This is a genomic window from Streptomyces sp. NPDC003300 (genome assembly GCF_040610915.1).
Lineage (GTDB): Bacteria > Actinomycetota > Actinomycetes > Streptomycetales > Streptomycetaceae > Actinacidiphila.
Genome location: NZ_JBEXNE010000005.1, coordinates 251,481 through 277,069, shown reverse-complemented (window position 1 = coordinate 277,069; position 25,589 = coordinate 251,481). Strand labels below are relative to the sequence as shown.

Below are 25,589 nucleotides of genomic sequence, written 5' to 3'. Positions count from 1 at the left end.
GGCGCACGGATCCGGCCACCGGGCCCGCCCCGGACCCCCGTACCGAGACAAGAGGCGCGCGCCGAGTGACGACCGATTCCCAGCACCCACCGCAGTCCCCCGACCGGCCCCGGCCCGCGGCCCCCGCCCCGTACGCGCTGCCGACGCCCGGCCCCGCGCCCGCCGCGCCGGACGGCGAACTGCTGCCCGCCACCCGCCGCGCCCTGCTGCGCCGGATCGCGGTCGGCCAGGCCGAGGGCCGTACGCCGTCGATCGTCGGCGCGGTCGTACGGGACGGGCGGATGGTCTGGTTCGGCTCGCGCAGCATGATCGACGGGCACGCGCCGGACGCCGACACGCAGTACCGGATCGGCTCGATCACGAAGACGTTCACGGCGGTGCTGGTGATGCGGCTGCGTGACGAGGGGCTGCTGGAGCTGACCGATCCGCTGGCGCGGCACCTGCCGGACCTGCCGGACGACGCGGAGGACGTGGCCGGTCTGACGATCGGCCAACTCGTCACCCACACCTCCGGCCTGGCCTCCGAGACGCCGGGCCCCTGGTGGGAGCGGACCCCCGGCGACCTGCGGCCGGAACTGGCCGACGTCCTCGGCCCGGCCCCCGTCAAACACCCGGCCGGACGGCGCTACCACTACTCCAACCCCGGATTCGCGCTGCTCGGCGCCCTGGTGGAGGCCAAACGCGGCGTGCCGTGGGCCGAGGCCCTGAAGGCCGAAGTGCTCGACCCGCTGGGCATGCCGCGTACGACGGCGCTGCCGCAGGCCCCGGCCGCGGGGGGCTTCGCCGTCCACCCGTGGGCCGACGTGATGCGGCCCGAGGTCGTACAGGACACCGGACTGATGGCGCCCGCGGGCCAACTGTGGTCGACGGCCCAGGACCTGGCGCGCTGGGCGGGCTTCCTCGCGGCCGGGCACCCGGACGTGCTGGCCGCGGCGACACTGGCCGAGATGCGCGCGCCCGCCGCGCCGCCGGACGCGGCCGACCCCGACTCGGGTTACGGCCTCGGGCTCCAGCTCACCCGGCACGGCGACCGCCCGCTCGCCGGTCATACGGGCTCGATGCCGGGCTTCCTGGCCACCGTGTGGGTGAGCGTCGCGGACGGCGTGGGCGCGCTCGCGATGGCCAACTCCACCTCGGGGCCCGCGATCGGCACCATCGCCGCCGACCTGCTGGCGATCACCGCCGACGCCGAGCCCGGCCTGCCCGCGCCCTGGCGGCCCGCCGACGCGCTCGACCCGGCGCTGCTCGACCTGGCGGGCCCCTGGTACTGGGGCACGTCCGGCTACAGCCTGCGCGTCCACGCCTCCGGCGACCTCGCGCTCGCGCCGCTGACCGGCCGGGGCCGCGGCGCGCGCTTCCGCGCGGAATCCGACGGCACCTGGACCGGCCTGGAGGGGTACTACGCGGGCGAGACGCTGCGGCCGGTGCGGCGCGCTGACGGCTCGGTCGGCCATCTCGACCTGGGGTCCTTCGTGTTCACACGCGTGCCGTACGACCCTTCGGCGCCGCTGCCGGGCGGCCCTGGCCCTGGCCCCGGTCCCGGTCCCGGTCCTGGCTCCGGTTCCGGGCAGGGGAACTGGCCGGTGCGCTGAGGCCGTTGGCCTCGGGAGTGCGGTCGGCGCCGTCCTGAGCGCCGTCCTGAGCGCTGTCCTGAGTGCCGTCCTGAGCGCCGTTCCGCGTGCTGTCCTGCGTGCTGTCCTTCGAGCCGTCCGAGGACGGGGGCCTGAGCAGGACGGCGGCGACCGCGGCGCCGAGGGCCAGCAGTCCGGCGGCGACCACGAAGGCCAGGTGGTAGCCGCTGGTCAGGGCGGCCGGTACGGAGTGGCCCGCGGCGAGCTTCCGGTCGGTGCGGGCGGCGGCCAGGGCGGCGAGTACGGAGAGGCCGAGCGCGCCGCCGATCTGCTGGGCGGTGTTGAAGACGCCGGACAGCAGCCCGGAGTCTGCGGGGGTCGCCTCCGACATGCCCAGCGTCATCAGGGAGGGCATGGCCAGGCCGAAGCCGACGCCGAAGACCAGGATCGCCGGGAGGATGTCGGCGGGGTACGAGGCGTGCGCGGAGGGGGCCCTCGCCAGGATGAGGAAGCCGCCCGCGAAGAGCAGCAGGCTGGGCAGCAGGACGGCGCGCTGGCCGAAGCGGGCGCCGAGCCGGGCGGACAGCAGCAGGGACATCACGCCGATCATCGCGCCGGTCGGCGCCAGCGCGAGCCCGATCCGCACCGGGCCGTAGCCGAGCACCTGCTGGAGATAGAGGCTGGTCATGAACTGGAAGCCGAAGCCGCCCGCGACCATCAGCGCCAGCACCACGTTCGCGCCCGAGACGATCCGGGAGCGGAAGATCCGCAACGGCATCAACGGCTCGGCCGCCTTGGTCTGACGGACCAGGAACCCGGCCAGCAACAGGGCGGACAGCGCCGCGAGTCCTGCGGTGGCGGGGGACGTCCAGCCCCGGCCGGTGGTCCCGACGATGGTGTAGACGCCCAGCATCAGGGCGGCGGTCACCAGGACGGCACCCGGCGCGTCGACCCCGGGACGCGCGCTCCCGGCGCGGGGCTCGCGGGGCTCACCACGGGACTCGCGGGACTCACCATCGGGCTCCCGGGACTCGCGGGGCTCGCGTACGGCGGCCGGGCGGTCGTCGGGCAGCAGGCGCAGGCTGAGCAGAGCGGCGGCCGAGCCGATGGGGAGGTTGACGAAGAAGATCCAGTGCCAGTTGATGGCCTGGGTGAGGATGCCGCCCACGAGCAGGCCGAGGACGCCGCCCGCGGACTGCACGAAGCTGTAGACGCCCATGGCGCGGGCCCGGCCGCGGGCGTCGGGGTAGAGCGCGATGACCATGCCGAGGCTGACGGCCGAGACCATCGCACCGGCCGCGCCCTGGACGAAGCGGGCCGCGATCAGCAGCCCCGCGGAGTCCGCGAACCCGCACAGCAGCGAGGCGACGGTGAACGCCGCCAGCCCGGTGACCAGGATTCTGCGGCGGCCGAACAGGTGGCCGAGGCGGCCGGCGAGCAGCAGCAGCCCGGCGAAGGCGATGAGGTAGGCGTTGACCACCCAGGCGAGGCTCGACTGTGAAAAGCCCAGGTCACGGCGGATGGACGGCAGCGCCACATTCACGATCGTGCCGTCGAGGATGATCATCAGGGTGCCCGCGCTGAGCACCGCGAGAGCCGCGCCGCGCGACGATCCGGCGGCATGGGGACGGAGTGGCATGAGGTCGCCTCCTGGCGAAAGGGATACCAGGAGTGACCGTAGCAGATGGTTTTGTTGGAGACTATCTCTTACGGGCTTACCTTGCGGGTGCGTGCCCGGCGGTGGAGCGGACCGGCGCGGTGCGGTGCGGCGCGCTGCGCTGCGGGGTCGGGGGCGGACCGCGGCGGGGCGGGCTACTTGCGGGACTGGCGCGGGCGGCGCACTCCCTGGCCGCCGTCCGGTGCGCCCGCGGGGGTCGCGAGATGGCCGTTGACCAGCCGGTTCAGCGCGGAGACAAAGGCGGTGCGCTCGCTCTCCGGCAGCGCGCCGAGCACGTCCTCGTGCACGTGGTCGACGATCTCCTGGCCCTCGGCCACGACCTTCTCGCCCGCCGGGGTCACCTTGATGATCCGCGCGCGCCGGTCGGTCGCCGACGGCACCCGCTCGGCCAGCCCCGCCCGCTCCAACTGGTCGACGGTGACGACCATCGTGGTCTTGTCCAGGTCGGACAGCTCGGCGAGCTGCGCCTGGGTCCGCTCGGCCTCCAGCGCGTGCGCCAGCACGCAGTGGGCGCGCGGCGACATGCCGATCTCCGCGAGCGCCGCCGACATCTGGGTGGCCAGTACGTGGGCGGTGTGCTGGAGCAGGTACGACATGTCGGCGGTCCGCGCCGACAGGGGGAGGTGCGCTGCGGTGGTCACGGCCTCTGCGGTCGCTGCTGTCTCTGCGGTCATGCGTCGAGACTAGCAAAATAGGTCCGCTACGGGACGATCCCGTAGCGGACCTATCGGGGACGGCGGGACGGGACCCCGTGGAGACCTGGAGACACGGACTCCGGGGACGGCGCGGCGGATAGTACGCGAAACCGTTTCTCCAGTGGTGACGCTTCGCGCTATTCGTCCGGTGCCCTCACGCAGCGTGGCACGCTCACACGGCACCGCAGGCGAGCTGGGCGAAGGATCGACCACCGGGAGTTCGGGGCCACGTGATCATGGATGCCAAGACCACCGACCCGGCCTCACCGGCGTCTCCGCAGCCCAGGGGGCGGCGCCGCAAGATCGCCCAGCCCCGGCAGGAGCCCGCCGCCCCCATGACGCGGCCCGCCGCCGCGCAGCGGCAGGAGCCGGGACCATCGCCGGAACCCGAGCCGGAGCCGCGCGCTTCGGCGCCGACCGAGCCGTCCGCGTACACACCGGCGTCGATACCGGCGTCGGCGTTCACGGCCGCACCGGCACCAGCACCGGCACCAGCACCCGTACCGGCACCAGCACCCGTACCGGTACCAGCACCCGCACCAGCACCCGCGTTCGTACCGCCTCCCGTACCGCGGATGCCCGGACCCGAGACGCCCGCCTCCCCGATGGCCTCCCCGGCCGGGTCCCCGTCGCCCGACGCGCTCCTCATCCGCCGCACCATGGAGGAGATCGGGCCGGTCGCGGACCGGACGGTCTCGTACTTCTACGCGCTGCTCTTCATCCACCACCCCGAGCTGCGCGACCTGTTCCCCGCCGCGATGGACGCGCAGCGCGACCGGCTGGTCAAGGCGCTGCTGACGGCGGCCGAGCACATCGACGACCCGGCGGCGCTCGGCGACTACCTGTCGCACCTGGGCCGTGGGCACCGCAAGTACGGCACCCGCGCCGAGCACTACCCGGCGGTCGGCGAGGCGCTGCTCGGCGCGCTCGCCCGGTACGCGTCGGCGGTGTGGGGCCCGGAGACCGAGGCGGCGTGGGTCCGCGCGTACGCCGCGATCTCGCAGACGATGATCGACGCGGCGGCCGAGGACGAACGGCACGCGCCGCCCTGGTGGCAGGCCGAGATCGTCGGCCACGAGCTGCGGACCCCCGACGTCGCGGTGGTCACCGTACGGCCCGACCAGCCGTACGCCTTTCTCGCCGGGCAGTACACGATGGTGGAGACCCCGTGGTGGCCGCGGATCTGGCGGAACTACTCCTTCGCCGCCGCGCCCCGCGACGACGGCCTGCTGACCTTCCACATCCGCGCGGTCCCGGCGGGCTGGGTCAGCAACGCGCTGGTCGGCAGGGCCCGCCCCGGTGACGTCGTACGGCTCGGGCCGCCCTCCGGTTCGATGGTGGCCGACCACGCCTCGGACGACGGCATGCTCTGCCTGGGCGGCGGCACCGGCATAGCGCCGATCAAGGCGCTGGTGGAGGACGTCGCCCGGCACGGGCGGCGGCGCCCGGTCGAGGTCTTCTACGGCGCCCGCCGCACCAGCGACCTCTACGACCTCGACACGATGCTGCGCATGCAGCGCGAGCACTCCTGGCTGTCGGTCCGCACCGTCGTCGCCGACACCCCCAGCGACGCGCTGTCCGGGCCGCTGCCGGACGCCGTACGCGCGCACGGGCCGTGGGAGGCGTACGACGCGTATCTGTCGGGGCCGCCCGGGATGATCCGCAGCAGTGTGGACACGCTGGTGCGGATCGGGATGCCGTCGCACCGGATACGGCACGACCTCGTGCAGGAACTGGTCGCGGCGGGGGACTGACGCGACCGGCCGCCGGTCCCCTCACGGCTGTCAGCCGAGGTCCGGGCCGAGCAGGCCCAGCACCCCTTCGATGTTCGCGTCCAGGTAGTGCCGCAGGGTCAGCGGCACGATGTCGACCGAGGCCAGGCCCATGCGGCTGAAGGGCACGCGCACGATCTCGTACTCCCCGCAGGGCTCGTCGATCTCCGGGCCGTGCCGCTGGTCGAGGTCCATCGACTCCAGGCGGCAGGCGAAGAAGTACTGCACCTTCACCCCGTGCGAGCCGTCGTCCGCGATGTGCTCGACGGTGTCGACGAAGGCGGGCACCACATCGGTGACCTTGGCGCCCAGCTCCTCGTCGACCTCGCGGTGCATGGCCGCGACCACGCTCGCGTCGTCGTCCTCGACCCCGCCGCCCGGCGTGAGCCAGTACGGGGCGAGGCCGGGCTTGGTGCGCTTGATCAGCACGAGCCGGTCGCCGTCGAGAACGATGGCGCGGGCCGTGCGCTTCACCACCGGCCGGGTGGTGGGGCCGTCATGCGTGTCCGGGGGCATGGTGGACATCTGCCGCAGTGCGCGCGGCGGCAAACTCGCCGCACCGCACAATTCCCGGCGCCGCCCCGGCGAATCGGAGCGCACCCCTCCGCCGCCGTGCCACCGCCGTGCCGCCGTGCGCCCGCGCGCCCTCACCCGTACGAAGACGCGCCTCGGCGCGCGGACGACCACGCGCTCACCCTGACGAAGACGCGCCTGAGCGCGCGGACGACCACGCGCTCACCCTTATGAAGACGCCGCTTCGTCCAGTGCGCGCAGCACATCGGCCACGATGTCCTCGGGGTCCTCGACGCCCACCGAGAAGCGGACGAAGCCGGGTGGCACGGCGTCGCCGCCCCACCGTCCGCGGCGCTCCGCGGTGCTCTGGACGCTGCCGAAGCTGGTGGCCTCTGAGGTGAGGCGCAGCGCGGCCAGGAAGCGTTCGGCGTGCGCGCGGTCGGGGAGGGTGAAGGAGACGACGCCGCCGAAGCGCCGCATCTGGGTGGCGGCCACGGCGTGCGCGGGGTCGGACGGCAGGCCCGGGTGACGTACGTCCGTCACCTCGGCGCGGTTCAGCAGCTCACTCGCGAGGGTGAGCGCGTTCGCGGACTGCCGGTCCACGCGCAGGGCGAGCGTCGCCAGCGAACGGTGGGCGAGCCACGCCTCCATCGGCCCCGGAATGGCGCCGACCGTCTTGCGCCACTGCCTCACGCTCGCGTTCAGCCCGGCGTCGCGCGTGGTGACGTAGCCCATCAGCAGGTCACCGTGCCCGTTGAGCGCCTTGGTGCCGCTGGCCACGGAGAAGTCCGCGCCCAGGGCGAGCGGGCGCTGCCCGAGCGGCCCCGCGAGGGTGTTGTCGACGGCGACCAGCGCGCCCGCCGCGTGCGCGGCGTCCGACAGCCGGCGGATGTCGCACACGTCCAGGCCCGGATTCGACGGCGTCTCCAGCCACAGCAGCCGCGCGCCCTCCAGCGCCGCGAGCTGCCCGTCGCCGACGGTCGGCGCGAGCCGTACCGTCACGCCGTACGACTCCAGACGCTCCCGCAGCGAGCGCGTCGCCTGGTAGCTGTCGGACGGCAGCACCACGGTGTCGCCCGCCCGCACCTGGGAGAACAGCACGGCGGCGACCGCGCCCATGCCGGAGGCGAAGGCGAGCGTCGCGGCGGCCGGGTCGCCGGGGCACTCCAGCTCCGAGACGGCCGCCTCCAGCCGCTCCCAGGTCGGATTCTCGTCCCGGCCGTACGTGTACGGGCCGCTGGCCTCGCCCGGCAGGTGGTAGTGCGAGACGAAGACCGGGCCGGGGAGCGAGGGTTCGTACGCGGTCGCCGGGGGCCGTCCCGCGTGCACGCTGCGGGTGCTGTCGCCAGCGGCCTCCGGCCGGGCGGCCTGATGCCGTTCGGCCGCCCGCTGTGCCGCTTCGTGTCCCGCGGCCCCCTGGTCGGTCCCCCGCCCGGTCTCCTGGTCGGCCCCCTGGTCGGCCCCCTGGTCGGTCTCCCGCCCGGCCCCTTGTGCCGCCCCCTGCTCGGTCCCCTTCTCAGGGTGGTGACTGGTCACTCGTCGTCCGGAAGGACGACGGCCAGCGCCCAGGAGACGATGCTGATGATCAGACCGCCGAGCACCGCGGTCCAGAAGCCGTGGACGTGGAAGTCGAGGCTGAGTTTGTCGGCCAGCCAGGAGGTCAGGAGCAGCATCAGGGCGTTCACCACCAGGGTGATCAGCCCGAGGGTGAGGATGAACAGCGGGAAGGACAGAACCTTCACGACCGGCTTCACGAGCCAGTTGACGACGCCGAAGACCAGGGCGACGAGGATGAGGGTGAGGACCTTGTGCCAGGTGCTGTCCCCGGTGAGCGTGATGTCCTTGAGCAGCCAGACGGCGACCGCGAGGGCACCGGCGTTCGCCAAGGTCTTGACGATGAAATTCTTCATGGTGTGATCGTCGCAGACCTGATCACGCAAGCAAGAGACCGGACAAGTACCGGACGGAGTCCGGACAAGGGGAGTACGCGATGAAGGTGTTCCGGCTGGACGACCTGGACGCGGAGCGGGCCGCCAACGAGGGGGCGTATCTCCGTTTCCTGCGCGAACGCACCATGTCGGCCGGGCTCTACGCGCTCAAGGCCGGGGAGAACGACCCCCAGCAGCCGCACGCCCAGGACGAGATCTACCTGGTGGTCAGCGGCCGGGCGGCGATCACCGTGGGGGAGGAGACGACCACCGTGGGTCGCGGCAGCGTCGTCTACGTACCGGCCGGGACCCCGCACCGCTTCCACCACATCACCGAGGACCTCAGGGTCATGGTGGTCTTCTCACCCCCGGAGCCCTAAGGGTGCGTTCAGGGTCGTATCCGGCCTCCTGGCCCTCCGCCGGAGGCATCGGTGGCCCTACAGTCGAAGTATCGGCGGAACACCGCCAGGTCCCGAGAAGGAGAAGGAGACCGAGGACATCATGGAGAAGCTGCTGAAGGGCCTGCCGTGGTGGGTGAAGTGGGTGGCCATCCCGGTCATCGCGCTGATCGTCTTCGGCTCGCTGATCGCCAGCCTGGTGAGCATCGTCTTCGGACTGCTCTTCAAGGTGATCGTGTTCGTGGTCCTGGTCGGGGCGCTGGTGCTGGTCGTCAAGCGGGTCACCGGCGGCGGTGGCTCCTCCGGGTCGGGGCGGGACTGGTAGGTCCGGCGGGGCCGGTCGCGCCCTTGCCGCCGTTGTCGTCACCGTTCTTGCCGCCGCTCCTCTCGTGCCGGTCGGCGCTGACCACCAGCGCCGCCAGGGCCGTGGTCAGCGGCACCGAGGCGACCAGGCCGATGCTGCCCACCAGGGTGCGGACGATCTCCTCCGCCACCAGTTCGCTGCTGGCCACCCGCAGGACGCCGCTGCGCGCGATCGAGAAGAGCAGCAGCAGCGGCAGCGCGGCGCCCGCGTACGCCATCACCAAGGTGTTGACCACCGAGGCGATGTGGTCGCGGCCGATCCGCATTCCGGCGCCGTAGAGTTTGCGCCAATTCGCGCCGGGATCGGCGTCCTTCAGCTCCCACACCGCCGAGGTCTGGGTGACGGTGACGTCGTCGAGCACGCCGAGCGAGCCGATGATGACGCCCGCGAGCAGGACGCCCTTGATCTCGATGCCGGGATAGAGGCTGTGGATCACGCCCGTCTCGTCCGAGGTGTTGCCGGTCAGCCGCGCCCAGTCGATGAAGACCGAGCCCAGGACGCCGATCAGCAGCAGTGAGCAGAGCGTGCCGAGGACGGCCACCGAGGTGCGGGCGTTGACGCCGTGGCACATGTACAGCGCGATGAGCATGATGGCGCTGCCGCCGACCACCGCCACCAGCAGCGGATTGTCGCCGCGGAGGATGGCCGGAAGGATGAAGAGGGTCAAGATCCCGAACGAGACGATCAGTGCGATCAGGGCCATCAGACCGCGCAGCCGTCCGACGACGATCACCGCGACCGCGAAGATCCCGGCGAGCAGCGCGAGCGGGAAGCCGCGGTCCACGTCGGTGACCGAATAGCGCAGCCCGGCGGGGGCGTTGGGCGCGTACGCGAGGACCACGCCCTCGCCCTTGGAGTAGCGGCGGGACTGGTCGGGGTGCACGATCTCGGTGAAGGTCGTCCCCTTGTCGGGCCCCGACTCGACCTCGATGGTGGCCTTCTGGCAGGTGTCGCTCGCGGCCGACGACGACTGGCCCGGGTTCTCCGCCTTGCAGGACACGTCGACCAGTCGCACCACCTTGCCCTGCCGGGTCTGCTGGTCGAAGCCGACGCCGCTGCGGGCGTGTTGGGGCGCGCCGCCGGGCCACAGCACGATCAGGCCGACGACGACGGCGGCGGCGAAGGGGACCAGGATCGCGGCGATGACCTTGCGCAGGTGCTGGGAGACCGGCGGCACGGGGCCGTGGCCGTGGCCATGACTGTGGCTGTGTCCGTGACTGTGCCCGTGGCTCGCGCCGGGGCCGGGGCCGGGGCTGTGGCCGCGTCCGGGGCCGGGACTTGGGCTCTGCGGGGGCTCTTCCACGGGCTGATCATCGCAAGATCCCTGGTGCCTGTCCTCGCCGAACCGCTACCGTGGGGGCACCTTTGCAAACGCGGGAGCTCGGAGCACCGGGCTGAGAGGGCGCTGAACCTGTTGCCGGCACGGCATGACCGCCGGGACGAACGCTGCGCCGACCGCTGAACCTGTTACCGGGTAATGCCGGCGTAGGGAGTGGGTCTCATGACCATGCAGGACGCGCACACGCCTGGATCCGACGGGGACGAATCCGCCCGTACGGAGTCGGTCGGCTCGAATCGTACGGAAGCGGAGGGCTCGATCCGTACGGAGTCGGCCGCCTCGAATCGTATGGAGTCGGCCGCCTCGAACGGTACGGAAGCGGACGGCTCGAACCGTACCGAAGTGGACGGTCCCGTACGGGACATCGGCTGGCACAAGTCGTACGTCGTCGGATCGCGGCCGGACCTGCGGGTGCCGGTCCGGCAGGTGCACCTCACCAATGGGAACGACGTGACGCTGTACGACACGTCGGGCCCGTACACCGATCCCTCCGTGGAGACGGACGTCCGGCGCGGGCTCGCCCCGCTACGGGAGCACTGGATCATCGCGCGCGGCGACACCGAGGAGTACCCGGGACGGCCGGTCCGCCCCGAGGACGACGGCCTCAAGCACACCTCGCCGCGCGGCGGGCTCCGCAATCTCGACGCGGTCTTCCCCGGCCGCCCCCGGCTCCCCCGCCGGGGCCGTACCGGAGCGCCGGTCACCCAACTCGCCTACGCCAGGCGGGGCGAGATCACGCCGGAGATGGAGTACGTCGCGCTGCGCGAGAACGTCCCGTCCGAGATCGTCCGGGACGAGATCGCCGCGGGGAGGGCCGTACTGCCCGCCAACATCAACCACCCGGAGATCGAGCCGATGATCATCGGCAAGCGGTTCCTGGTGAAGGTCAACGCCAACATCGGCAATTCGGCGGTCACTTCCTCCATCGAGGAGGAGGTCGACAAGATGACCTGGGCCACCCGCTGGGGCGCCGACACGGTCATGGACCTGTCCACCGGCCGCAACATCCACACCACCCGCGAGTGGGTGCTGCGCAACTCCCCCGTCCCCATCGGCACCGTCCCGCTCTACCAGGCGCTGGAGAAGGTCGACGGCCGAGCGGAGGAGCTGAGTTGGGACGTCTACCGCGACACCGTCATCGAACAGGCCGAGCAGGGCGTCGACTACATGACGGTGCACGCGGGCGTGCTGCTCCGCTACGTCCCGCTGACCGCCCGCCGCAAGACCGGCATCGTCTCGCGCGGCGGCTCGATCATGGCCGCGTGGTGCCTGGCGCACCACCAGGAGAGCTTCCTCTACACGCACTTCGAGGAACTGTGCGAGATCCTGGCCGCGTACGACGTCACGTACTCGCTCGGCGACGGCCTGCGCCCCGGCTCCATCGCGGACGCCAACGACGAGGCGCAGTTCGCCGAACTGCGCACCCTCGGCGAGCTGAACACCATCGCCAAGCGGCACCAGGTGCAGACGATGATCGAGGGCCCCGGGCACGTGCCCATGCACAAGATCAAGGAGAACATCGACCTCCAGCAGGAGATCTGCGAAGAGGCCCCGTTCTACACGCTCGGCCCGCTCACCACCGACATCGCCCCCGCCTACGACCACATCACCTCCGGCATCGGCGCCGCGATGATCGCCTGGTGGGGCACCGCGATGCTCTGCTACGTCACCCCCAAGGAACACCTCGGGCTGCCCGACCGCGACGACGTCAAGACCGGTGTGATCACCTACAAGATCGCCGCCCACGCCGCCGACCTCGCCAAGGGGCACGAGGGCGCCCAGGCGTGGGACGACGCCCTCTCCGACGCGCGCTTCGAATTCCGCTGGGAAGACCAGTTCAACCTCGCCCTCGACCCCGCCACCGCCCGCGCCTTCCACGACGAGACGCTCCCCGCCGAGCCCGCCAAGACCGCCCACTTCTGCTCCATGTGCGGCCCGAAATTCTGCTCGATGAAGATCTCCCACGACATCCGCCGCGACCACGGCGGCCCCGTCGCCCCCGCCTCCGCCTCCGCCTCCGCCTCCGAGGCCGAGCTGGGCATGGCCCAGAAGTCCCGCGAATTCGCCGCCGCCGGCAACCGCGTGTACCTGCCGCTGACGGACTGACACCCGAGGGCCCCGGCACCCCGGTGCCGGGGCCCTCACCCCAGATACGGCCGCTCCCGGCCCTCCAAGTAGTGGGCGATCCGGAGGCGTTGGGTGTGATGCATCGGCAGCTCGTCCACCTCCCCGGCCGCGACGAAGCGCACTTCCGTGGACTCGTCCGAGACGGCCAGCTCCCCGCCGATGACCCGGGCGGTGAAGCAGACGTTGAACTGTCGGCGTACCTCGCCGTCCGTGTACGCGATCACGTGGCGCGGATCGGTGTACGTGCCGACGAGCCCGGTGATCTCCACGTCCAGGCCCGTCTCCTCCTTGACCTCGCGCACCGCCGTGCCGGGCAGGGAATCGGTCATCTCCATGCCGCCCCCGGGCAGCGCCCACAAGCCGTTGTCGCGGCGCCGCTGGAGCAGGATGCGACCCTGCTCGTCGGTGACGACGGCGGACGCGGCGACGACGAGACTGTTCGGTGCGGGGGCGTCCGGATCGTCGTAGAACTCGGTGCGTGCCATGGCGTCAGTGTTCCCGAGGCGCGGGCCGCGCCGTGGCCCATACGGCGTCGAAGCTGTCGGCGTAGGTGTCGAACAGGCTGCCGTCGCCGTGCCGCCGCAGGTGCCAGACGGGAGCGCTGTACGCGTTCACCCCGAAGACGTGGGCATTGACGACGACCTGGTCGTCCGCGCGGTAGAGGGAGTTGTAGAGCGTGGTCCCGTGGGTGCGGATGTCGATGCCCGGAGTCCCGATGAGGGGCCGGTAGTGCATGAGGGCGAGTCGGCAACGGGACTCGATGCCGTGGCCGAATCGCTCTTCCCGGCCGCGTTGTCGGACGTTGGGGCTGTCGGCGTCGCCGACCGCGATCCGGACGGTGCAGCCGTCGGCGGCTCGCTCCCGCAGGAGGTCGTTGAGGCGCGGGTACGCCTCGTGGAGGAAGACGGCCGCGTAGACCAGTACGTCGATCTGCTCGCGTGCCTGCGACAGCACGTCCACGATCGTTGATACGGGGACGTCGGCGCGTTGATCGTAGAGCGCCACCAGTTCCGGGCTGACCGCCCGTGCGGCCCGTGGCTGGCGGAGCGTTGGCCATAGCGCGTGCACGTCTTCTCCTAGCGTCTCCGCCGCCAGCATGGCTGTCGCCCGGCGCGGGGTGCGGCCGAGGTTGACCCAGCGCTCAACGGATTTGGGGTCGACGTCGGTCTTCGCTGCCAGTGCGGCGTACGTCCAACCGCCGCTTGCCATGGTGGCGCGCAATCTCTCGTTCGGCATCGCAGTCTCTCCCTCTGACGTGGGACGGCGCTAGGGACGTTCTATCCGACATGGGACGTCCCAAAGTGGGGAATGGTGGAGGTTCCTCCGTCCTGATGAACTCGGCGACGCTCGCCGCATGGGTGACACGGAATTGACCGGTGGAGACGACGAATCGACGCCGGGTCGCGAGTGGGAGCGCGCCTCGGACTCGGTGTTCGTGAAGAGATGGGCACGTAGCCCTCGATGCGTGGGCCGGGCGCGTCACGAACTCCGGCTGGCGGTGAACGCGTGGGGCATGACCGGACTGGCGGACACCGCCGTACTTGTCCTGTCGGAGTTGTTCACCAATGCCGTGCGGCACGCGCGGGGGCCGGAGGACCGGCTGGTCGAGACCCGGTACGAGCGGCTGACGGACGGCGCGCTGCGGATCGAGGTGCACGACGCCAACAGCGTCCGGCCCGAAGCCCGGGAGCCGTCCGTGGACGCCGAATCCGGGCGCGGCCTGGCCCTGGTCGACGTACTGACCGCCGGACGCTGGGGAGTGAGTGAACGCTTAGGCGTCGGGAAACTCGTCTGGGCCGTGTGCGCCGACGACACCGCTGACGAGGTGCCCCGGTGAGCCTGCGGGAAGCACTGCGGCTACGGGCACGGGAACCGTCGTACGAGGCGGGCGACCCGTGCGAGGACTGCGGCAACGCCCTCGTGCTGTGCGTTCAGTGCGGTGAGGACGTGCGCTGTCCGAACTGCGTTCCGTACGAACGGCCCTCGGCACGGGACGAGGCCCTGCGCGCCACGGTTCGGCTGGTGCGGGACCGTCCCGAGGCGGGACTGCTGGCCGGGGCGCTGGCCTGTTCGCCGCCCGCCATGCTCGGCTGGGTCGGTATGACGTTCGTCGCACCCGGCCTGCTGCGCACCGGGGGCGCTCTGGCAGGGGCCGTCGCGTGCGGTGCCTTTCTCGCCATGGGCGTGACGGCGGGTGGGTTGCCGCTTGCCGGGGAGGTTCCCACCTGCCGGATCAACCGCACGACAGCGCCGTACGACCGCTGGTCGTGGACCGGAGCCGGGGCGGTGGCGGTCCAGATCGTCCTGGTGTCCCTCGGTGTCGCGGCTGCCTGAGCCCGCCCCGATCCCTGACGGCCGCTTCGGGCACCGGCCACGCACTAGCCTGAAGCCGAAGGCCCCGGCGCGATATGTCGGGGCCCTCGGCTTGTGTACGGCCGCTTCCGCGTGCCTACGGGAGGCCGGCGGAGGCGGCTCCGGCCTTGCGGCGCAGCTTGCGGCGGGCTGGCTGGCGCTGCTCGGCGAACAGCACGAGGGGCACCTCGGTGAAGACCTGGTGGACGGGCTGTTGGGGGAAAAGGGGGGTGGGGGAGAATCGGGCGGGTCGGGTGGTGGGTGGGGAAGAGGGCAGGGGATGGGGCAGGCGAGGGGTGAGGGGCGGGATATCGAGTCCGCCGTCGTGATCTATACGGCGGTGGCGAACGGCGGTGGGGCTCCGTACGCGGGGCTGGCGGGGCTGGTGGGGCTGGACGAGGGGCGGCTGGAGTCGGGGCTGCGGACCTTGAAGGGCATGGGGCTGGTCCGGCTGGTGGAGGGGCGGGTCGAGACCGTCGACCCGGACGCCGCGCTGGCGGTGGCGATGGACACGTATCTGGGCACGGCCGCGGCGCAGTTGCGGAACGCGGCGGAGCTCAGCGAGACGACGCAGGCGCTGCTGACGGTGTTCCGACCCGCGGCGGCGCGGCTCCAGGAGCAGGTGGTCGTCCAGAACTTCGAGGACCTGGAGACCCGGCTGAGCGCGCTGGCCGACATCGACGCCACCGCGCGGGAGTCCGTGGACTCGCTGCACCCGGGCCCGATGCCGCAGGACATGGCGGTGCTGGAGCACTCCCTGGCCGGGGACGCGGCGATGGTACGGCGCGGGGTGCGGGTCCGCGCCCTGTACCCGCGCTCGCTGCTCCAGATCCCGAAGTACAGCAAGTATCTGAACGACCTGACCGACGTGGGCGTCGGCGTCCGGCTGATCGACCACGGCCCGCACGACCTGCTGGTGGTGGACCGGCACACCGTCGTCCTGCCGGGCGTCCCGCACGTACGGTCGTCGATGACGCTGGTGCGCGGCGCGGTGCTGGCCCGCTCGTACGTCTCGGTCTACGAGGACTACTGGCTGCGGGCGAAGCCGATGCCGCACATGGCGCGCGGCGGCCAAGCCACCCCCGCCCCCGACAGTGACGACGACCCCGGCGCCGCCACGGACTTCACCGACCAGGAGCGGACCATCATCCGGCTGATGGCCAACGGCTACAGTGACGACCGCATCGCCAGGACGCTGGGCGTCGCCCGGCGCACCGTGCAGCGCGTGATGACCAAGCTGATGGAACGGCTCCAGGTCTCCAGCCGCTTCGAGGTCGGCCTGAAGCTGGCCCGGCTGCTCGACCCGGACGACCTCTGACCGGCCGCACCGTCCTCCCGCGGGCCGCACCGTACGGCCGTGCGCCGCCACCGTCCATCCACCGCATCCGGGACGCCCACCGCATCCGGGACGCCCACCGCACCCTCGACACCTACCGCATCCGCGTGACCGCCGCATCCGCGCGACCACCCTGCGCGACCACCCCACCGTACTGGTGAACCAGCACACCACCCCACCACCCCACCACCGAAGTGTGTCGCACTTGCGACAGTGCCCGATGTGGACAAGGCGATTCCGGCGGCTCGCGAGCATCCCCGCTTAGCATGAGCGGGGGCGCGAAATCGCAGGCCGCGGACGCCGGGTGACCCCTCACCCCCAAGGACGCGGCAGCCGAGAAGATCCGGGGGACAAGCCATGGACCGTCGTTCCGACGAGGACCCACCGCTGATCCAGGAGTTCCTGCGCGAGGCCCGCAGAAATTTCGTGGGCGAACCCGAGCCCATCACGGGCCACAACGGTTACCGCCCGCCGGGCCTGAGCCAGCACGCGGTGGCCCAGCGCCTGGGCATATCACCGCGCCTCTACCAGGACTGGGAGGGCTGCGGACGCCCCATCCCCGCCCACCGCCTCGACAGCCTCGCCAACGCGCTGCGGCTGGACTCGCGCAAGCGGGACGAGCTGTGGTTCATCGTCACCGGCGGCTACCCGCCGCGCGGCCCGGCGGAACCCGACCCCGAGGCCGTCACCGGCTGGACGTCGTACCTCCACGCGCTCCAGGTCCCCGCCCTCACCGTGGACGGCGCGTGGCGGATTCTGGAGACCAACCAGGCGTGGCGCCAGCTCTTCGAGCCCGCGGGCCAGCCGCCGCCCGCGAATCTGCTGCGCTTCGTGCTCTTCGCGCCGTACGCGCGGCAGTTGTGCGCCGAGTGGCGGACCGGCTGGGCGACGGCGTTCCTGCGCCAGCTCCGGCTCCAGGCGCAGACCGCGCACCATCAGCCGCAGACCGGGCCCGACCAGGAACTGCTCCGCGTCATCGCCGAACTGCGCGAGGACCCCGAACTGGCCCGGCTGTGGCAGGCGGAGAGCGAGTCCACCCGGGTCGCGCTGCACCACGACGGCCAGGTACGGCTGCTGCGGCCACCGGCCGGCGGTTACGTCCAGCGGGTGCGCATGCTCGTGTCGTCCCCGGCGCACGATCCCCGGCGCCGAGTGCTGATGTTCATGCCCGCCGTGACGGCGCCCGGCCTGGCGGGGCCCGCCGGGACAGCACCCGGTACGGCGGCGTCCGTGACGACGGCGCCCGGCACGGCGGGCCCCGCCGTCCCGACGCTGCGCAGGACCGGCCCCTACTCGGGCGTGTTGTCGGGGCCGCCGAAGTCCGGGCTGGTGAAGTCGGGACTGCTGTAGCGCGGACCGGAGAAGCGCGGCGCGGCGGGCGGCAGCGGCGCGGCCGGGTCGGGTGCCGGGCTGCTGAAGTCCGGGCGGGAGTAGCCCAGTCGCGGCATGCGGCTGAGGTCCTGCCCGGTGGCGGGGCCGGGCACCGGGCTCACCGCCGGGCCGTGCGGCGGCTCGTGGGCGCTGGTCGGGGCGAGCGCCGCGCCGGCCGCCGCGTCCTCCAGGAAGGGCAGCATCCCGCGCTCCAGCAGCGCCCGGTACCAGGCGTCGCGCGCGTCGGCGACCTCGGGCGGCAGCGCGTCGGGCGAGTCGTGTATGGCGGAGGAGCCGTCGCGCAGCGCCGTGAGCAGCAGTCCGACCGCGCCGAGCAGTATCGACGCGGCGGTGACGGCGGCGAACAGCCAGCCCGCGGTGCGCAGCGGCGACGCGATGGCGGGCTCGGGGGCCATCGCGCGCAGCGCGTAACCGATCAGCAGGAAGATCACGGCGGCGGCGCCCGCGAGCAGCGGCGTCAGGACGGCGAGGACGGCGATCAGGCCCGCGCCGGAGCCCGCGCCCTCCGCGACGCCCATCGCCGCGTAGCCGAAGGACCGGTTGTCGCGGGCGCGCGCCGACTCGCGGGCGGCCTCCCGGACGCCGCGGTACGTCTCGTACTCGGCGGCCGCCGCGTCGGCGATGAGTTCGGCCGCGCCGAGCGCCAGGGTGCGCAACTGCTCGCTGTTCAGGGCGGAGTGACCGTTGGAGTGGTTCGTCCGCCGCGAGGCGGGGCGGCTCTCCGCCACGTCCCCGCCGTCCGGCCCGAGGGCCCGCTCACGGTCGGGTCCGTGATCCCGCAGGACCGTGCGCAGCGCCTCGTCCAGCGCGCGTTCAAAGTCCGGGCGGTCTTCGGTGAGCAGGTGTGGAGCGCTGGTCATGTGCATCCCCCGATGCTCCGACTCCCCGAGCGCGGCCGGTGTTCCCCGAGGGGAACCGGCCCGGTCGGCCGAGTACGCGGAGAGCGGCGTGCCTACGGATACAGCGATGGTAGAGCGGGGAGGCGAGACCGTGACAGGGTGCAACCAGGAAATCTGACGGCGCGAAATGTGCCGGACACCGACACGCCACCCCAAAGACGCCGCGAGGGAAGCCCCGGCGCGCTCCCCGCCCGTGCCTTCCGGAGCGGGCCGGTCCGCGAAACGCCGGGCCGGCACGGCGAAGTGCCTGACCCGCCGGGCGACATGCCCGGCCCGCCGCGCGGAGCGCGACGGACCCGCTAACCCACCAGCGGCAGTTGGGCGACCAGCAGCCGTCCGTCCATCGTGACGCCGCCGTCCATCGCCACCGCCAGATTCTCCGCGTAGACCATCGGTCCGTTGACGGTGTGCACCCGCTCCTCGCCGTCGGCCGGATATTCGCCGCCGACCTCGCCGAGCAGGTACGGGATCGGGCTGTGCCCGTGCACGACGCGGTTGCCCCCGTAGGTGCCGAGCAGTTCGCGGGCGGCCCGCGGCCCGCCGTCGCCGCGGAAGGCGAACCGCTTGGTGAGCTTGCGGAACAGGTCCCAGCACTCGTCGGCGTCGCCCCGTTGGAGCACGCCGGTGACCGTGTCGTTCATCTCCTCGACGCTGCTGCCGTAGTCCAGATACGCGGTGGTGTCGGAGTGCACCAGCAGGTGGCCGTCGGTGACGTGGGCCGCGTCCAGCCGGGACATCCAGGTCAGATGGCGGTCCTCGAGACGGTCCATGTCGGTCGGCTGGCCGCCGTTGAGCCGCCAGGCGGCGAGGAAGGAGGCGGTGCCGCCCGTGGAGTTGACGGGGGTGTCGCCGAACCGGTGCGCGCCGAGCAGCAGCAGTTCGTGATTGCCCATCAGGGCACGGCAGTAGCCGCCCGCCGCCGCGGCCTCCGCCGAGAGCTGCATGACCAGTTCGATGACGCCGATGCCGTCGGGGCCGCGGTCGGTGAAGTCGCCGAGGAACCACAGCCGGGCGCTGCCCGCCGCCCAGTGGCCCTCCTCGTCGACCAGGCCGCACTCGCCGAGCGCCGCCAGCAACTCGTCCAGATAGCCGTGCACATCGCCGACCACGTACAGCGGTCCCGGCCGGTCGCCCGCCGCGCCGTCCGCGGTGATCACCGGCAGGTCGTGGGCGGTCGGCGTGTACTCCGCGGGGACCAGGGGCGCGTCGGGTCGCGTCGGCTCGTACGCGGCGGGCCGCTGTGCGGGCGGCGCGCTGTCGTACGCGGGCGGCACCGGTGGTACGGCGGCGCGGGCCGGTTCGTACGCCGGTGCCACACCCGCCCCGCCGGTGGTCGCCGACGGCACGGGCGGTACGGGCGCGGCGGCCGGGACCGCCGGTGCCGTGCCGGCCGGAGCCGGAGCCGAATCGATCAGCATGGGAGCCGGTTCCGTCGGAGCCGGAGCCGGAGCCGCGGCCCCGCCGTACCCGCCGGACGTCTCCCCGTAGCCGCCGCGCGGCTCGAATCCGACCGTCGGCTCAAACGCCGGAGCCGTGCCGAAACCGGCCGTCGGCTCGTGCCCGGACACGTACGCGGACGCCTCGGGACGCCAGCCTTCCGAAGTCCCGGGCTCGGGTCCCTGACCTGCCCCCTGAGTCATCGACCCCTCCACGATCGCGCCGCCATCCGCCCATCATAGGAATGACGCTGTCGCGTTGTGACATACCCAGGCACCTGGTTTTCGCAGGGCGCAGACAAACCATCCCTTAGCTCCCTCGTACGCCCGCACGATTCGTCTTCCGGCCGTCGGCGGGGGCTCGGTCACCCGTTCGGCCGATCACTCGCGGGGGTGCCCGGCGGAGCCCTCCGGCCGGACGGCCGCTCTTCCTCAGCCGCCCGCGGGCCCCCGCGGATGACTGACCGTCGTGCGGTGCGCGCGCCGCTGCGAAGAGGTGCGGACGATCAACTCGGTCGGCATCACCTGCTGTACGGGATGCGCGCCGCCGACGCCCTCGATGGCGTCGATGAGCAACTGCACGACCGCCGTACCGATCCGGCGCGGTTTCAGCGACAGCGTGGTGATCGGCGGTTCGGTGCTGGCGTAGACGGTGCTCTCGCTACAGCAGACCAGCAGCAGGTCGTCGGGCACGCGCAGGCCGTAACGGCGGGCGGCGGCCAGCAGATCGGTGCCGTTGGGGTCGAAGAGCCCGTAGACGGCGTCCGGGCGGTCGGGCCGCGCCAGTAAGCGGTCGGCGGCGACCGCGCCCGCCCGCGGGTCGTGCGCGGGATACGACTCGTAGACCGGCTCCTGGCCGACCCGCTCGCACCACTCCAGATACGCGGTGGTGGACAGCCGGGTGTACGTGTCGGTGGTGGTGCCGGTGAGCAGGCCGATCCGGCGGGCGCCCGCGGCGGCGAGGTGGTCGAGGATGCCGAGGACGGCGGCCTCGTGGTCGTTGTCGACCCAGGCGTGCACGGGCACGCTGCCCGCCGGGCGGCCGTCGCTGACCACCGGGACGCCCTGCCTGACCAGTTCGGCGACCAGCGGGTCGTGGTCGGAGGGGTCGATGACGACGGTGCCGTCCAGCGCCACGTTCCCCCACACGTCGTGCCGGGAGGAGGCGGGCAGGATGACCAGGGCGTAGCCGCGGGCCAGGGCGGCGGAGGTGGCGGCCCTGGCCATCTCCGCGAAGTACGCGAATTCGGTGAAGGTGAACGGTTCTTCGCCGTAGGTCGTCACGGTCAGGCCGATCAGGCCCGATCTGCCGGTGCGCAGTGTGCGGGCGGCGGCGGACGGGCGGTAGCCCAGCCGGTCGGCGACCTCGCGCACATGGCGGCGGGTGGCGTCGGGCAGTCGGCCCTTGCCGTTGAGTGCGTCGGAGACAGTCGTGATCGAGACTCCGGCGGCGGCGGCGACGTCCCTGATGCCCGCCCGCTCAAGCCGGCGTCCGATGGGCCGGCTCGCCTGGTGGTTCCCTGCTGCTGTCATGGCCTGCCGATATTAGGACGGCGCTGGTCCGGTCGGCGCCTGCCGTTTCTACCCCCCAGAAGATAGGTTTCTGCAAGATCGAACTCCGTATGCAAGGTGGAATATGCAGGCGGCAGGGCGTGCCTTGTGGGTGATACCGGCGCGGGTGCGGCCGATGCCCGTCCATTGGTCCACCGACAGGAGTGACGTCAACTCACTCCTACGAGGGACGCGGGGTGCCTTTTTTTGGCCGCCTTCTCTCCCCCGGACTCCGTCCGGGGGTGCCCCCATGGGCGGCTCAGACCCGGTATCGACAGTCGATCGCGGGTACCGCACCTCCACAGGGGGCGCGGGCGCTCGTAGGGTGTGGCCATGACCCCCAAGCTGCGCGCGGAACTGGACGGCATCCCCACGTACAAGCCCGGGCGACCCCCGGCCGTGGACGAGAGCGGTGCCCAGGCCGGGCCCGCCTTCAAGCTGTCCTCCAACGAGAACCCGTACCCTCCGCTGCCCGGTGTGCTGGAGGCGGCCACCGCCGCCGCGGCCACGTTCAACCGCTATCCCGACCTGGCCTGCTCGGCGCTGACCGCCGAGCTGGCGGGACGTTTCGGCGTGCCCGAGGCACACGTCGCGACCGGCACCGGCTCGGTCGGCGTGGCCCAGCAGTTGCTCCAGTCGACCTCGGGCCCCGGCGACGAGGTGATCTACGCCTGGCGGTCCTTCGAGGCGTATCCGATCATCACCCGGATCAGCGGCGCGCTGCCGGTGCAGGTGCCGCTGGACGCGGACGAGGTGCACGACCTGGACGCGATGGCGGCGGCGGTCACCGACCGCACGCGGCTGATCTTCGTCTGCAATCCCAACAATCCGACCGGCACGGTGGTGCGCCGGGCCGAGCTGGAACGATTCCTCGACCGGGTGCCGTCCGACATCCTGGTGGTGCTGGACGAGGCGTACCGCGAATTCATCACCGACCCCGATGTTCCCGATGGAATCGATCTGTACCGGGACCGTCCGAATGTGGCGGTGCTGCGGACCTTCTCCAAGGCGTACGGCCTGGCGGGCCTGCGGATCGGCTTCGCGGTGGCGCACGAGCCGGTGGCGGCTGCGCTGCGCAAGACGGCGGTGCCCTTCGGCGTGAGCCAGCTCGCGCAGGACGCGGCGGTCGCCAGCCTGCGCGCGGAGCCGGCGCTGCTGGAGCGGGTCGCGGGCCTGGTCACCGAGCGGACCCGGGTGGTCGAGGCGCTGACCGCGCAGGGCTGGACGGTGCCCGAGACGCAGGCCAACTTCGTCTGGCTGCGGCTGGGGGAGCGCACCACGGACTTCGCGGCGGCGGCCGAGCGGGCCGGCACCACCGTCCGCCCCTTCGCGGGCGAGGGCGTACGGATCACCATCGGCGAGACCGAGGCCAACGATCTGCTGCTGCGGACCGCCGAAAGCTTCCGCAAGGAGCTGTGACGCGGCGGCGCGCCCGTCGGCACGATCCCCCGAAACCCACTCCCACCTGCGCTTTCGCCCCTTGCGACCCCCCGGTTGCAGGGGGCGAACTGCTGTGCGTAATACTGAGCTTGTGAATGTATTCACGTTCACAAGCTGATCGGGTTGTAGGAGAAAAGGAGACGGATCGTGCAACTCGCAATGGGTCCACTGGACGTCGCCCGATGGCAGTTCGGCATCACGACCGTCTACCACTTCCTCTTCGTGCCGCTGACGATCTCGCTGTCCGCGCTCACGGCCGGACTCCAGACCGCGTGGGTGCGCAGCGGCGACGAGAAGTACCTGAGGGCCACCAAGTTCTGGGGCAAGCTCTTCCTGATCAACATCGCCATGGGCGTGGTGACGGGCATCGTCCAGGAGTTCCAGTTCGGCATGAACTGGTCGGACTACTCGCGCTTCGTCGGCGACATCTTCGGCGCCCCGCTCGCCTTCGAGGCACTGATCGCCTTCTTCTTCGAGTCCACCTTCATCGGCCTGTGGATCTTCGGCTGGGACAAGCTGCCGAAGAAGATCCACCTCGCCTGCATCTGGATGGTCTCGATCGGGACGATCCTGTCCGCGTACTTCATCCTGGCCGCCAACTCCTGGATGCAGCACCCGGTCGGCTACCGCTACAACCCGACGACCAAGCGCGCGGAACTCACCGACTTCTGGGCGGTGCTCACCCAGGACACCGCGCTGGCGCAGTTCTTCCACACCATGTCCGCCGCCTTCCTCACCGGCGCCGCGTTCATGATCGGGATCGCCGCCTACCACCTGGCCCGTAAGCAGCACATCTCCGTGATGCGCTCCTCGCTGCGCCTCGCCCTGGTCGTCGCCGTCGTCGCGGGCGCGCTCACCGCGATCAGCGGCGACACCCTCGGCAAGGTCATGTTCAAGCAGCAGCCGATGAAGATGGCCGCCGCCGAGGCGTTGTGGGACGGCCAGAAGGGCGCGCCCTTCTCGATCTTCGCGGTCGGCGACGTCAACAAGGGCCACAACAAGGTGGCCATAGACATTCCGAACCTGCTGTCCTTCCTGGCCACCGACAACTTCAACGCCTACGTGGGCGGCATCAACGACGTCAACAAGGGAGAGCAGGCGAAGTACGGCCCCGGCGACTACCGGCCCAACATCCCCGTCGCCTACTGGGGCTTCCGCTGGATGATCGGCTTCGGCGTCGTCTCGATCGGCGTCGGCGCGGCCGGCCTGTGGCTCACCCGCCGCAAGTTCTGGCTCGCGCCCGCGCACCGCACGGGCGACGACGAGGTCCCGCACCTGATGCTCACCAGGAACGGGCAGATCGGCCCCCGGCTCACGCACTGGTACTGGTGGATCGCCCTGTGGACCATGGCCTTCCCGCTGATCGCCAACTCCTGGGGCTGGATCTTCACCGAGACCGGCCGCCAGCCCTGGGTGGTCTACGGCGTGCTGCGCACCCGCGACGCGGTCTCCCCCACGGTCTCCACCGGCGAGGTCTTCACCTCCCTGATCGTCTTCACCCTCCTCTACGCGGCTCTCGCCGTCGTCGAGGTGCGGCTGCTCCTGAAGTACGCCAAGGCGGGGCCGCCGGAGCTCACCGACGACGACCGCCGCTCCCCCACCCGGATCGGCGGCGACGACGACGGCGCGGACGCCGACCGCCCGATGGCCTTCTCGTACTGAGCGTCCGTACCGACTGTTCCGTACCGACTGTTCCGTACTGACTGAGAGGAGTGCGACATGCATCTGCACGACGTCTGGTTCGTCCTCATCGCGGTCCTGTGGACCGGCTACTTCTTCCTTGAGGGCTTCGACTTCGGGATCGGCGTCCTGACCAAGCTGCTGGCCCGCGACCGTACCGAGAAGCGGGTCCTGATCAACACCATCGGCCCGGTCTGGGACGGCAACGAGGTGTGGCTGCTCACGGCGGGCGGCGCGACCTTCGCGGCCTTCCCCGACTGGTACGCCACCCTCTTCTCCGGCTTCTACCTGCCGCTGCTGATCATCCTGGTCTGCCTGATCGTGCGCGGCGTCGCCTTCGAGTACCGCGCCAAGCGCGACGACGAGCGCTGGCAGCGCAACTGGGAGAACGCGATCTTCTGGACCTCCCTGGTCCCGGCGCTGCTCTGGGGCGTCGCCTTCGCGAACATCGTGCGGGGCGTGAAGATCGACGCGAACAAGGAGTACGTCGGCAACTTCTGGGACCTGCTCAACGGGTACTCGATCCTCGGCGGACTCGTCACCCTGAGCCTCTTCACCTTCCACGGCGCCGTCTTCGCCTCGCTCAAGACCCTCGGCGACATCCGCGACCGGGCCCGCGCGCTGGCCACCCGCGTCGGCGTGCTCACCGCGCTCCTCGCGCTGGCCTTCCTGACCTGGACCCAGGCCGCGCACGGCGACGGCCGCAGCCTGCCCGCGTTGATCGTCGCCGTCGTCGCTCTGGTCGGGGCCCTCGGCGCCAATCTCGCGGGACGCGAGGGCTGGTCGTTCGCGCTGTCCGGCGTCACGGTCGCGGCGACCATCGCCATGTTCTTCCTGACGCTCTTCCCCGACGTCATGCCGTCCTCGCTGAACGACGCCTGGAGCCTGACCGTCACCAACGCCTCCTCCACGCCGTACACGCTGCGGATCATGACGTGGTGCGCGGGCATCGCCACGCCCCTCGTCCTGCTCTACCAGGGCTGGACGTACTGGGTCTTCCGCAAGCGCATCGGCACCCAGCACATCGCGGGCGCGGCGACCGGTCACTGACGCGACCGGTCACTGAGGGCCGATCACTGAGGGCCGATCGCTGACAGCCGGTCACTGACCGAAGGGAG

Annotated in this window: 24 protein-coding genes and 1 riboswitch; of the genes, 12 read left to right on the top strand and 12 right to left on the bottom strand. The window is 71.8% G+C overall.

The genetic code is table 11. From position 1 onward, the window contains the following. The first annotated feature begins 179 nt into the window (after positions 1–179). Complete coding sequence (locus ABZX65_RS10280; protein WP_355336768.1) at positions 180–1,592, top strand: serine hydrolase domain-containing protein; 1,413 nt, start codon at positions 180–182, stop codon at positions 1,590–1,592. On the opposite strand, the gene ABZX65_RS10275 is transcribed toward ABZX65_RS10280, so the two are convergent. The 3 genes from ABZX65_RS10275 to ABZX65_RS10265 all read right to left on the bottom strand — a co-directional run bounded on the left by ABZX65_RS10275 (position 1,477) and on the right by ABZX65_RS10265 (position 4,410). Further along, a complete protein-coding gene (locus ABZX65_RS10275) occupies positions 1,477–3,210 on the bottom strand; it encodes an MFS transporter (RefSeq protein ID WP_355336638.1) in 1,734 nt (577 codons plus the stop codon). The two genes, ABZX65_RS10280 and ABZX65_RS10275, sit on opposite strands and share 116 nt — an antisense overlap. Positions 3,211–3,383: 173 nt before the next feature. After that, entirely contained in the window at positions 3,384–3,845 is a 462-nt protein-coding gene (locus ABZX65_RS10270) for a MarR family winged helix-turn-helix transcriptional regulator (RefSeq protein ID WP_355336767.1), read from the bottom strand. A gap of 271 nt (positions 3,846–4,116) precedes the next feature. After that, positions 4,117–4,410, bottom strand: coding sequence for a hypothetical protein (locus tag ABZX65_RS10265; RefSeq protein ID WP_355336781.1), 294 nt, complete (start codon positions 4,408–4,410; stop codon positions 4,117–4,119). Here ABZX65_RS10265 and ABZX65_RS10260 point away from each other — a divergent pair. Next, complete coding sequence (locus ABZX65_RS10260) at positions 4,391–5,698, top strand: globin domain-containing protein (RefSeq protein ID WP_355336766.1); 1,308 nt, start codon at positions 4,391–4,393, stop codon at positions 5,696–5,698. The two genes, ABZX65_RS10265 and ABZX65_RS10260, sit on opposite strands and share 20 nt — an antisense overlap. A 30-nt stretch (positions 5,699–5,728) precedes the next feature. Here the strand turns inward: ABZX65_RS10260 and ABZX65_RS10255 are convergent, their stop codons facing one another. From ABZX65_RS10255 to ABZX65_RS10245, 3 genes are all read right to left on the bottom strand, one after another. Further along, a complete protein-coding gene (locus ABZX65_RS10255; protein ID WP_355336765.1) occupies positions 5,729–6,232 on the bottom strand; it encodes an NUDIX hydrolase in 504 nt (167 codons plus the stop codon). Positions 6,233–6,457: 225 nt separating this feature from the next. Continuing rightward, entirely contained in the window at positions 6,458–7,765 is a 1,308-nt protein-coding gene (locus tag ABZX65_RS10250; RefSeq protein WP_355336637.1) for a cystathionine gamma-lyase, read from the bottom strand. Further along, on the bottom strand, positions 7,762–8,139 hold the full coding sequence (locus tag ABZX65_RS10245; RefSeq protein WP_355336636.1) for a phage holin family protein: 378 nt from the start codon (positions 8,137–8,139) through the stop codon (positions 7,762–7,764). Before ABZX65_RS10245 ends, ABZX65_RS10250 begins: the two co-directional genes overlap by 4 nt. A gap of 80 nt (positions 8,140–8,219) precedes the next feature. Between ABZX65_RS10245 and ABZX65_RS10240 the strand changes: the two genes are divergently transcribed. Next, the gene (locus ABZX65_RS10240) at positions 8,220–8,537 is read left to right on the top strand and encodes a cupin domain-containing protein (protein ID WP_355336635.1); all 318 of its coding nucleotides are present in this window, start codon (positions 8,220–8,222) and stop codon (positions 8,535–8,537) included. Positions 8,538–8,658: 121 nt separating this feature from the next. Next, the gene (locus tag ABZX65_RS10235; protein ID WP_355336634.1) at positions 8,659–8,880 is read left to right on the top strand and encodes a DUF5326 family protein; all 222 of its coding nucleotides are present in this window, start codon (positions 8,659–8,661) and stop codon (positions 8,878–8,880) included. Here ABZX65_RS10235 and ABZX65_RS10230 read toward each other — a convergent pair. Further along, positions 8,837–10,222 (bottom strand): YibE/F family protein, encoded by a 1,386-nt coding sequence (locus tag ABZX65_RS10230; RefSeq protein WP_355336633.1) that lies wholly within the window; start codon positions 10,220–10,222, stop codon positions 8,837–8,839. The two genes, ABZX65_RS10235 and ABZX65_RS10230, sit on opposite strands and share 44 nt — an antisense overlap. A 60-nt stretch (positions 10,223–10,282) precedes the next feature. Beyond that, positions 10,283–10,428, top strand: a riboswitch (TPP riboswitch). 118 nt (positions 10,429–10,546) lie between these two features. Here ABZX65_RS10230 and thiC point away from each other — a divergent pair. Next, positions 10,547–12,364 carry a phosphomethylpyrimidine synthase ThiC gene (thiC, locus tag ABZX65_RS10225; RefSeq protein ID WP_355336764.1) on the top strand — a complete coding sequence of 606 codons (1,818 nt, stop codon included), beginning with the start codon at positions 10,547–10,549 and terminating at the stop codon, positions 12,362–12,364. Between the two features lie 35 nt (positions 12,365–12,399). On the opposite strand, the gene ABZX65_RS10220 is transcribed toward thiC, so the two are convergent. Together ABZX65_RS10220 and ABZX65_RS10215 are read right to left on the bottom strand one after the other, a co-directional pair. Beyond that, positions 12,400–12,870, bottom strand: a complete 471-nt coding sequence (locus tag ABZX65_RS10220) for an NUDIX domain-containing protein (protein WP_355336632.1) — start codon at positions 12,868–12,870, stop codon at positions 12,400–12,402. A gap of 4 nt (positions 12,871–12,874) precedes the next feature. Then, positions 12,875–13,621, bottom strand: coding sequence for an XRE family transcriptional regulator (locus ABZX65_RS10215; protein WP_355336631.1), 747 nt, complete (start codon positions 13,619–13,621; stop codon positions 12,875–12,877). Between the two features lie 229 nt (positions 13,622–13,850). On the opposite strand from ABZX65_RS10215, the gene ABZX65_RS10210 reads away from it, so the two are divergent. From ABZX65_RS10210 to ABZX65_RS10195, 4 genes are all read left to right on the top strand, one after another. Continuing rightward, positions 13,851–14,222, top strand: coding sequence for an ATP-binding protein (locus ABZX65_RS10210; RefSeq protein ID WP_355336630.1), 372 nt, complete (start codon positions 13,851–13,853; stop codon positions 14,220–14,222). Next, the gene (locus ABZX65_RS10205) at positions 14,219–14,719 is read left to right on the top strand and encodes a hypothetical protein (protein ID WP_355336629.1); all 501 of its coding nucleotides are present in this window, start codon (positions 14,219–14,221) and stop codon (positions 14,717–14,719) included. The genes ABZX65_RS10210 and ABZX65_RS10205 overlap by 4 nt, the downstream gene beginning before the upstream one ends. A 298-nt stretch (positions 14,720–15,017) precedes the next feature. Then, complete coding sequence (locus ABZX65_RS10200; protein ID WP_355336628.1) at positions 15,018–16,055, top strand: LuxR C-terminal-related transcriptional regulator; 1,038 nt, start codon at positions 15,018–15,020, stop codon at positions 16,053–16,055. Positions 16,056–16,430: 375 nt separating this feature from the next. After that, on the top strand, positions 16,431–17,423 hold the full coding sequence (locus ABZX65_RS10195) for a helix-turn-helix transcriptional regulator (RefSeq protein ID WP_355336627.1): 993 nt from the start codon (positions 16,431–16,433) through the stop codon (positions 17,421–17,423). Here the strand turns inward: ABZX65_RS10195 and ABZX65_RS10190 are convergent. The 3 genes from ABZX65_RS10190 to ABZX65_RS10180 all read right to left on the bottom strand — a co-directional run bounded on the left by ABZX65_RS10190 (position 17,363) and on the right by ABZX65_RS10180 (position 21,333). Then, the gene (locus tag ABZX65_RS10190; RefSeq protein WP_355336626.1) at positions 17,363–18,331 is read right to left on the bottom strand and encodes a hypothetical protein; all 969 of its coding nucleotides are present in this window, start codon (positions 18,329–18,331) and stop codon (positions 17,363–17,365) included. The two genes, ABZX65_RS10195 and ABZX65_RS10190, sit on opposite strands and share 61 nt — an antisense overlap. A gap of 332 nt (positions 18,332–18,663) precedes the next feature. Beyond that, positions 18,664–19,782, bottom strand: coding sequence for a metallophosphoesterase (locus ABZX65_RS10185; protein WP_355336625.1), 1,119 nt, complete (start codon positions 19,780–19,782; stop codon positions 18,664–18,666). Between the two features lie 450 nt (positions 19,783–20,232). Continuing rightward, positions 20,233–21,333 (bottom strand): LacI family DNA-binding transcriptional regulator, encoded by a 1,101-nt coding sequence (locus tag ABZX65_RS10180; RefSeq protein WP_355336624.1) that lies wholly within the window; start codon positions 21,331–21,333, stop codon positions 20,233–20,235. Between the two features lie 351 nt (positions 21,334–21,684). On the opposite strand from ABZX65_RS10180, the gene hisC reads away from it, so the two are divergent. The 3 genes from hisC (at position 21,685) to cydB (ending at position 25,521) form a co-directional block, all read left to right on the top strand. Beyond that, positions 21,685–22,770: a histidinol-phosphate transaminase gene (hisC, locus tag ABZX65_RS10175; RefSeq protein ID WP_355336623.1), complete on the top strand. Its 1,086-nt coding sequence runs from the start codon at positions 21,685–21,687 to the stop codon at positions 22,768–22,770. A gap of 168 nt (positions 22,771–22,938) precedes the next feature. Continuing rightward, positions 22,939–24,453, top strand: coding sequence for a cytochrome ubiquinol oxidase subunit I (locus ABZX65_RS10170; protein WP_355336622.1), 1,515 nt, complete (start codon positions 22,939–22,941; stop codon positions 24,451–24,453). 57 nt (positions 24,454–24,510) lie between these two features. Continuing rightward, on the top strand, positions 24,511–25,521 hold the full coding sequence (cydB, locus tag ABZX65_RS10165; RefSeq protein WP_355336621.1) for a cytochrome d ubiquinol oxidase subunit II: 1,011 nt from the start codon (positions 24,511–24,513) through the stop codon (positions 25,519–25,521). Positions 25,522–25,589 lie beyond the last annotated feature (68 nt).

Excerpts from the sequence above, each read along its gene's own strand:
- hisC (WP_355336623.1), top strand. The coding sequence starts at position 21,685 with ATGACCCCCAAGCTGCGCGCGGAACTGGACGGCATCCCCACGTACAAG.
- ABZX65_RS10245 (WP_355336636.1), bottom strand. The coding sequence starts at position 8,139 with ATGAAGAATTTCATCGTCAAGACCTTGGCGAACGCCGGTGCCCTCGCG.
- ABZX65_RS10185 (WP_355336625.1), bottom strand. The coding sequence starts at position 19,782 with ATGCTGATCGATTCGGCTCCGGCTCCGGCCGGCACGGCACCGGCGGTC.
- ABZX65_RS10190 (WP_355336626.1), bottom strand. The coding sequence starts at position 18,331 with ATGCACATGACCAGCGCTCCACACCTGCTCACCGAAGACCGCCCGGAC.
- thiC (WP_355336764.1), top strand. The coding sequence starts at position 10,547 with ATGGAGTCGGCCGCCTCGAACGGTACGGAAGCGGACGGCTCGAACCGT.
- ABZX65_RS10235 (WP_355336634.1), top strand. The coding sequence starts at position 8,659 with ATGGAGAAGCTGCTGAAGGGCCTGCCGTGGTGGGTGAAGTGGGTGGCC.
- ABZX65_RS10270 (WP_355336767.1), bottom strand. The coding sequence starts at position 3,845 with ATGTCGTACCTGCTCCAGCACACCGCCCACGTACTGGCCACCCAGATG.
- ABZX65_RS10200 (WP_355336628.1), top strand. The coding sequence starts at position 15,018 with ATGGGGCAGGCGAGGGGTGAGGGGCGGGATATCGAGTCCGCCGTCGTG.
- ABZX65_RS10275 (WP_355336638.1), bottom strand. The coding sequence starts at position 3,210 with ATGCCACTCCGTCCCCATGCCGCCGGATCGTCGCGCGGCGCGGCTCTC.
- ABZX65_RS10220 (WP_355336632.1), bottom strand. The coding sequence starts at position 12,870 with ATGGCACGCACCGAGTTCTACGACGATCCGGACGCCCCCGCACCGAAC.
- ABZX65_RS10240 (WP_355336635.1), top strand. The coding sequence starts at position 8,220 with ATGAAGGTGTTCCGGCTGGACGACCTGGACGCGGAGCGGGCCGCCAAC.
- ABZX65_RS10255 (WP_355336765.1), bottom strand. The coding sequence starts at position 6,232 with ATGCCCCCGGACACGCATGACGGCCCCACCACCCGGCCGGTGGTGAAG.
- cydB (WP_355336621.1), top strand. The coding sequence starts at position 24,511 with ATGCATCTGCACGACGTCTGGTTCGTCCTCATCGCGGTCCTGTGGACC.
- ABZX65_RS10195 (WP_355336627.1), top strand. The coding sequence starts at position 16,431 with ATGGACCGTCGTTCCGACGAGGACCCACCGCTGATCCAGGAGTTCCTG.
- ABZX65_RS10180 (WP_355336624.1), bottom strand. The coding sequence starts at position 21,333 with ATGACAGCAGCAGGGAACCACCAGGCGAGCCGGCCCATCGGACGCCGG.
- ABZX65_RS10215 (WP_355336631.1), bottom strand. The coding sequence starts at position 13,621 with ATGCCGAACGAGAGATTGCGCGCCACCATGGCAAGCGGCGGTTGGACG.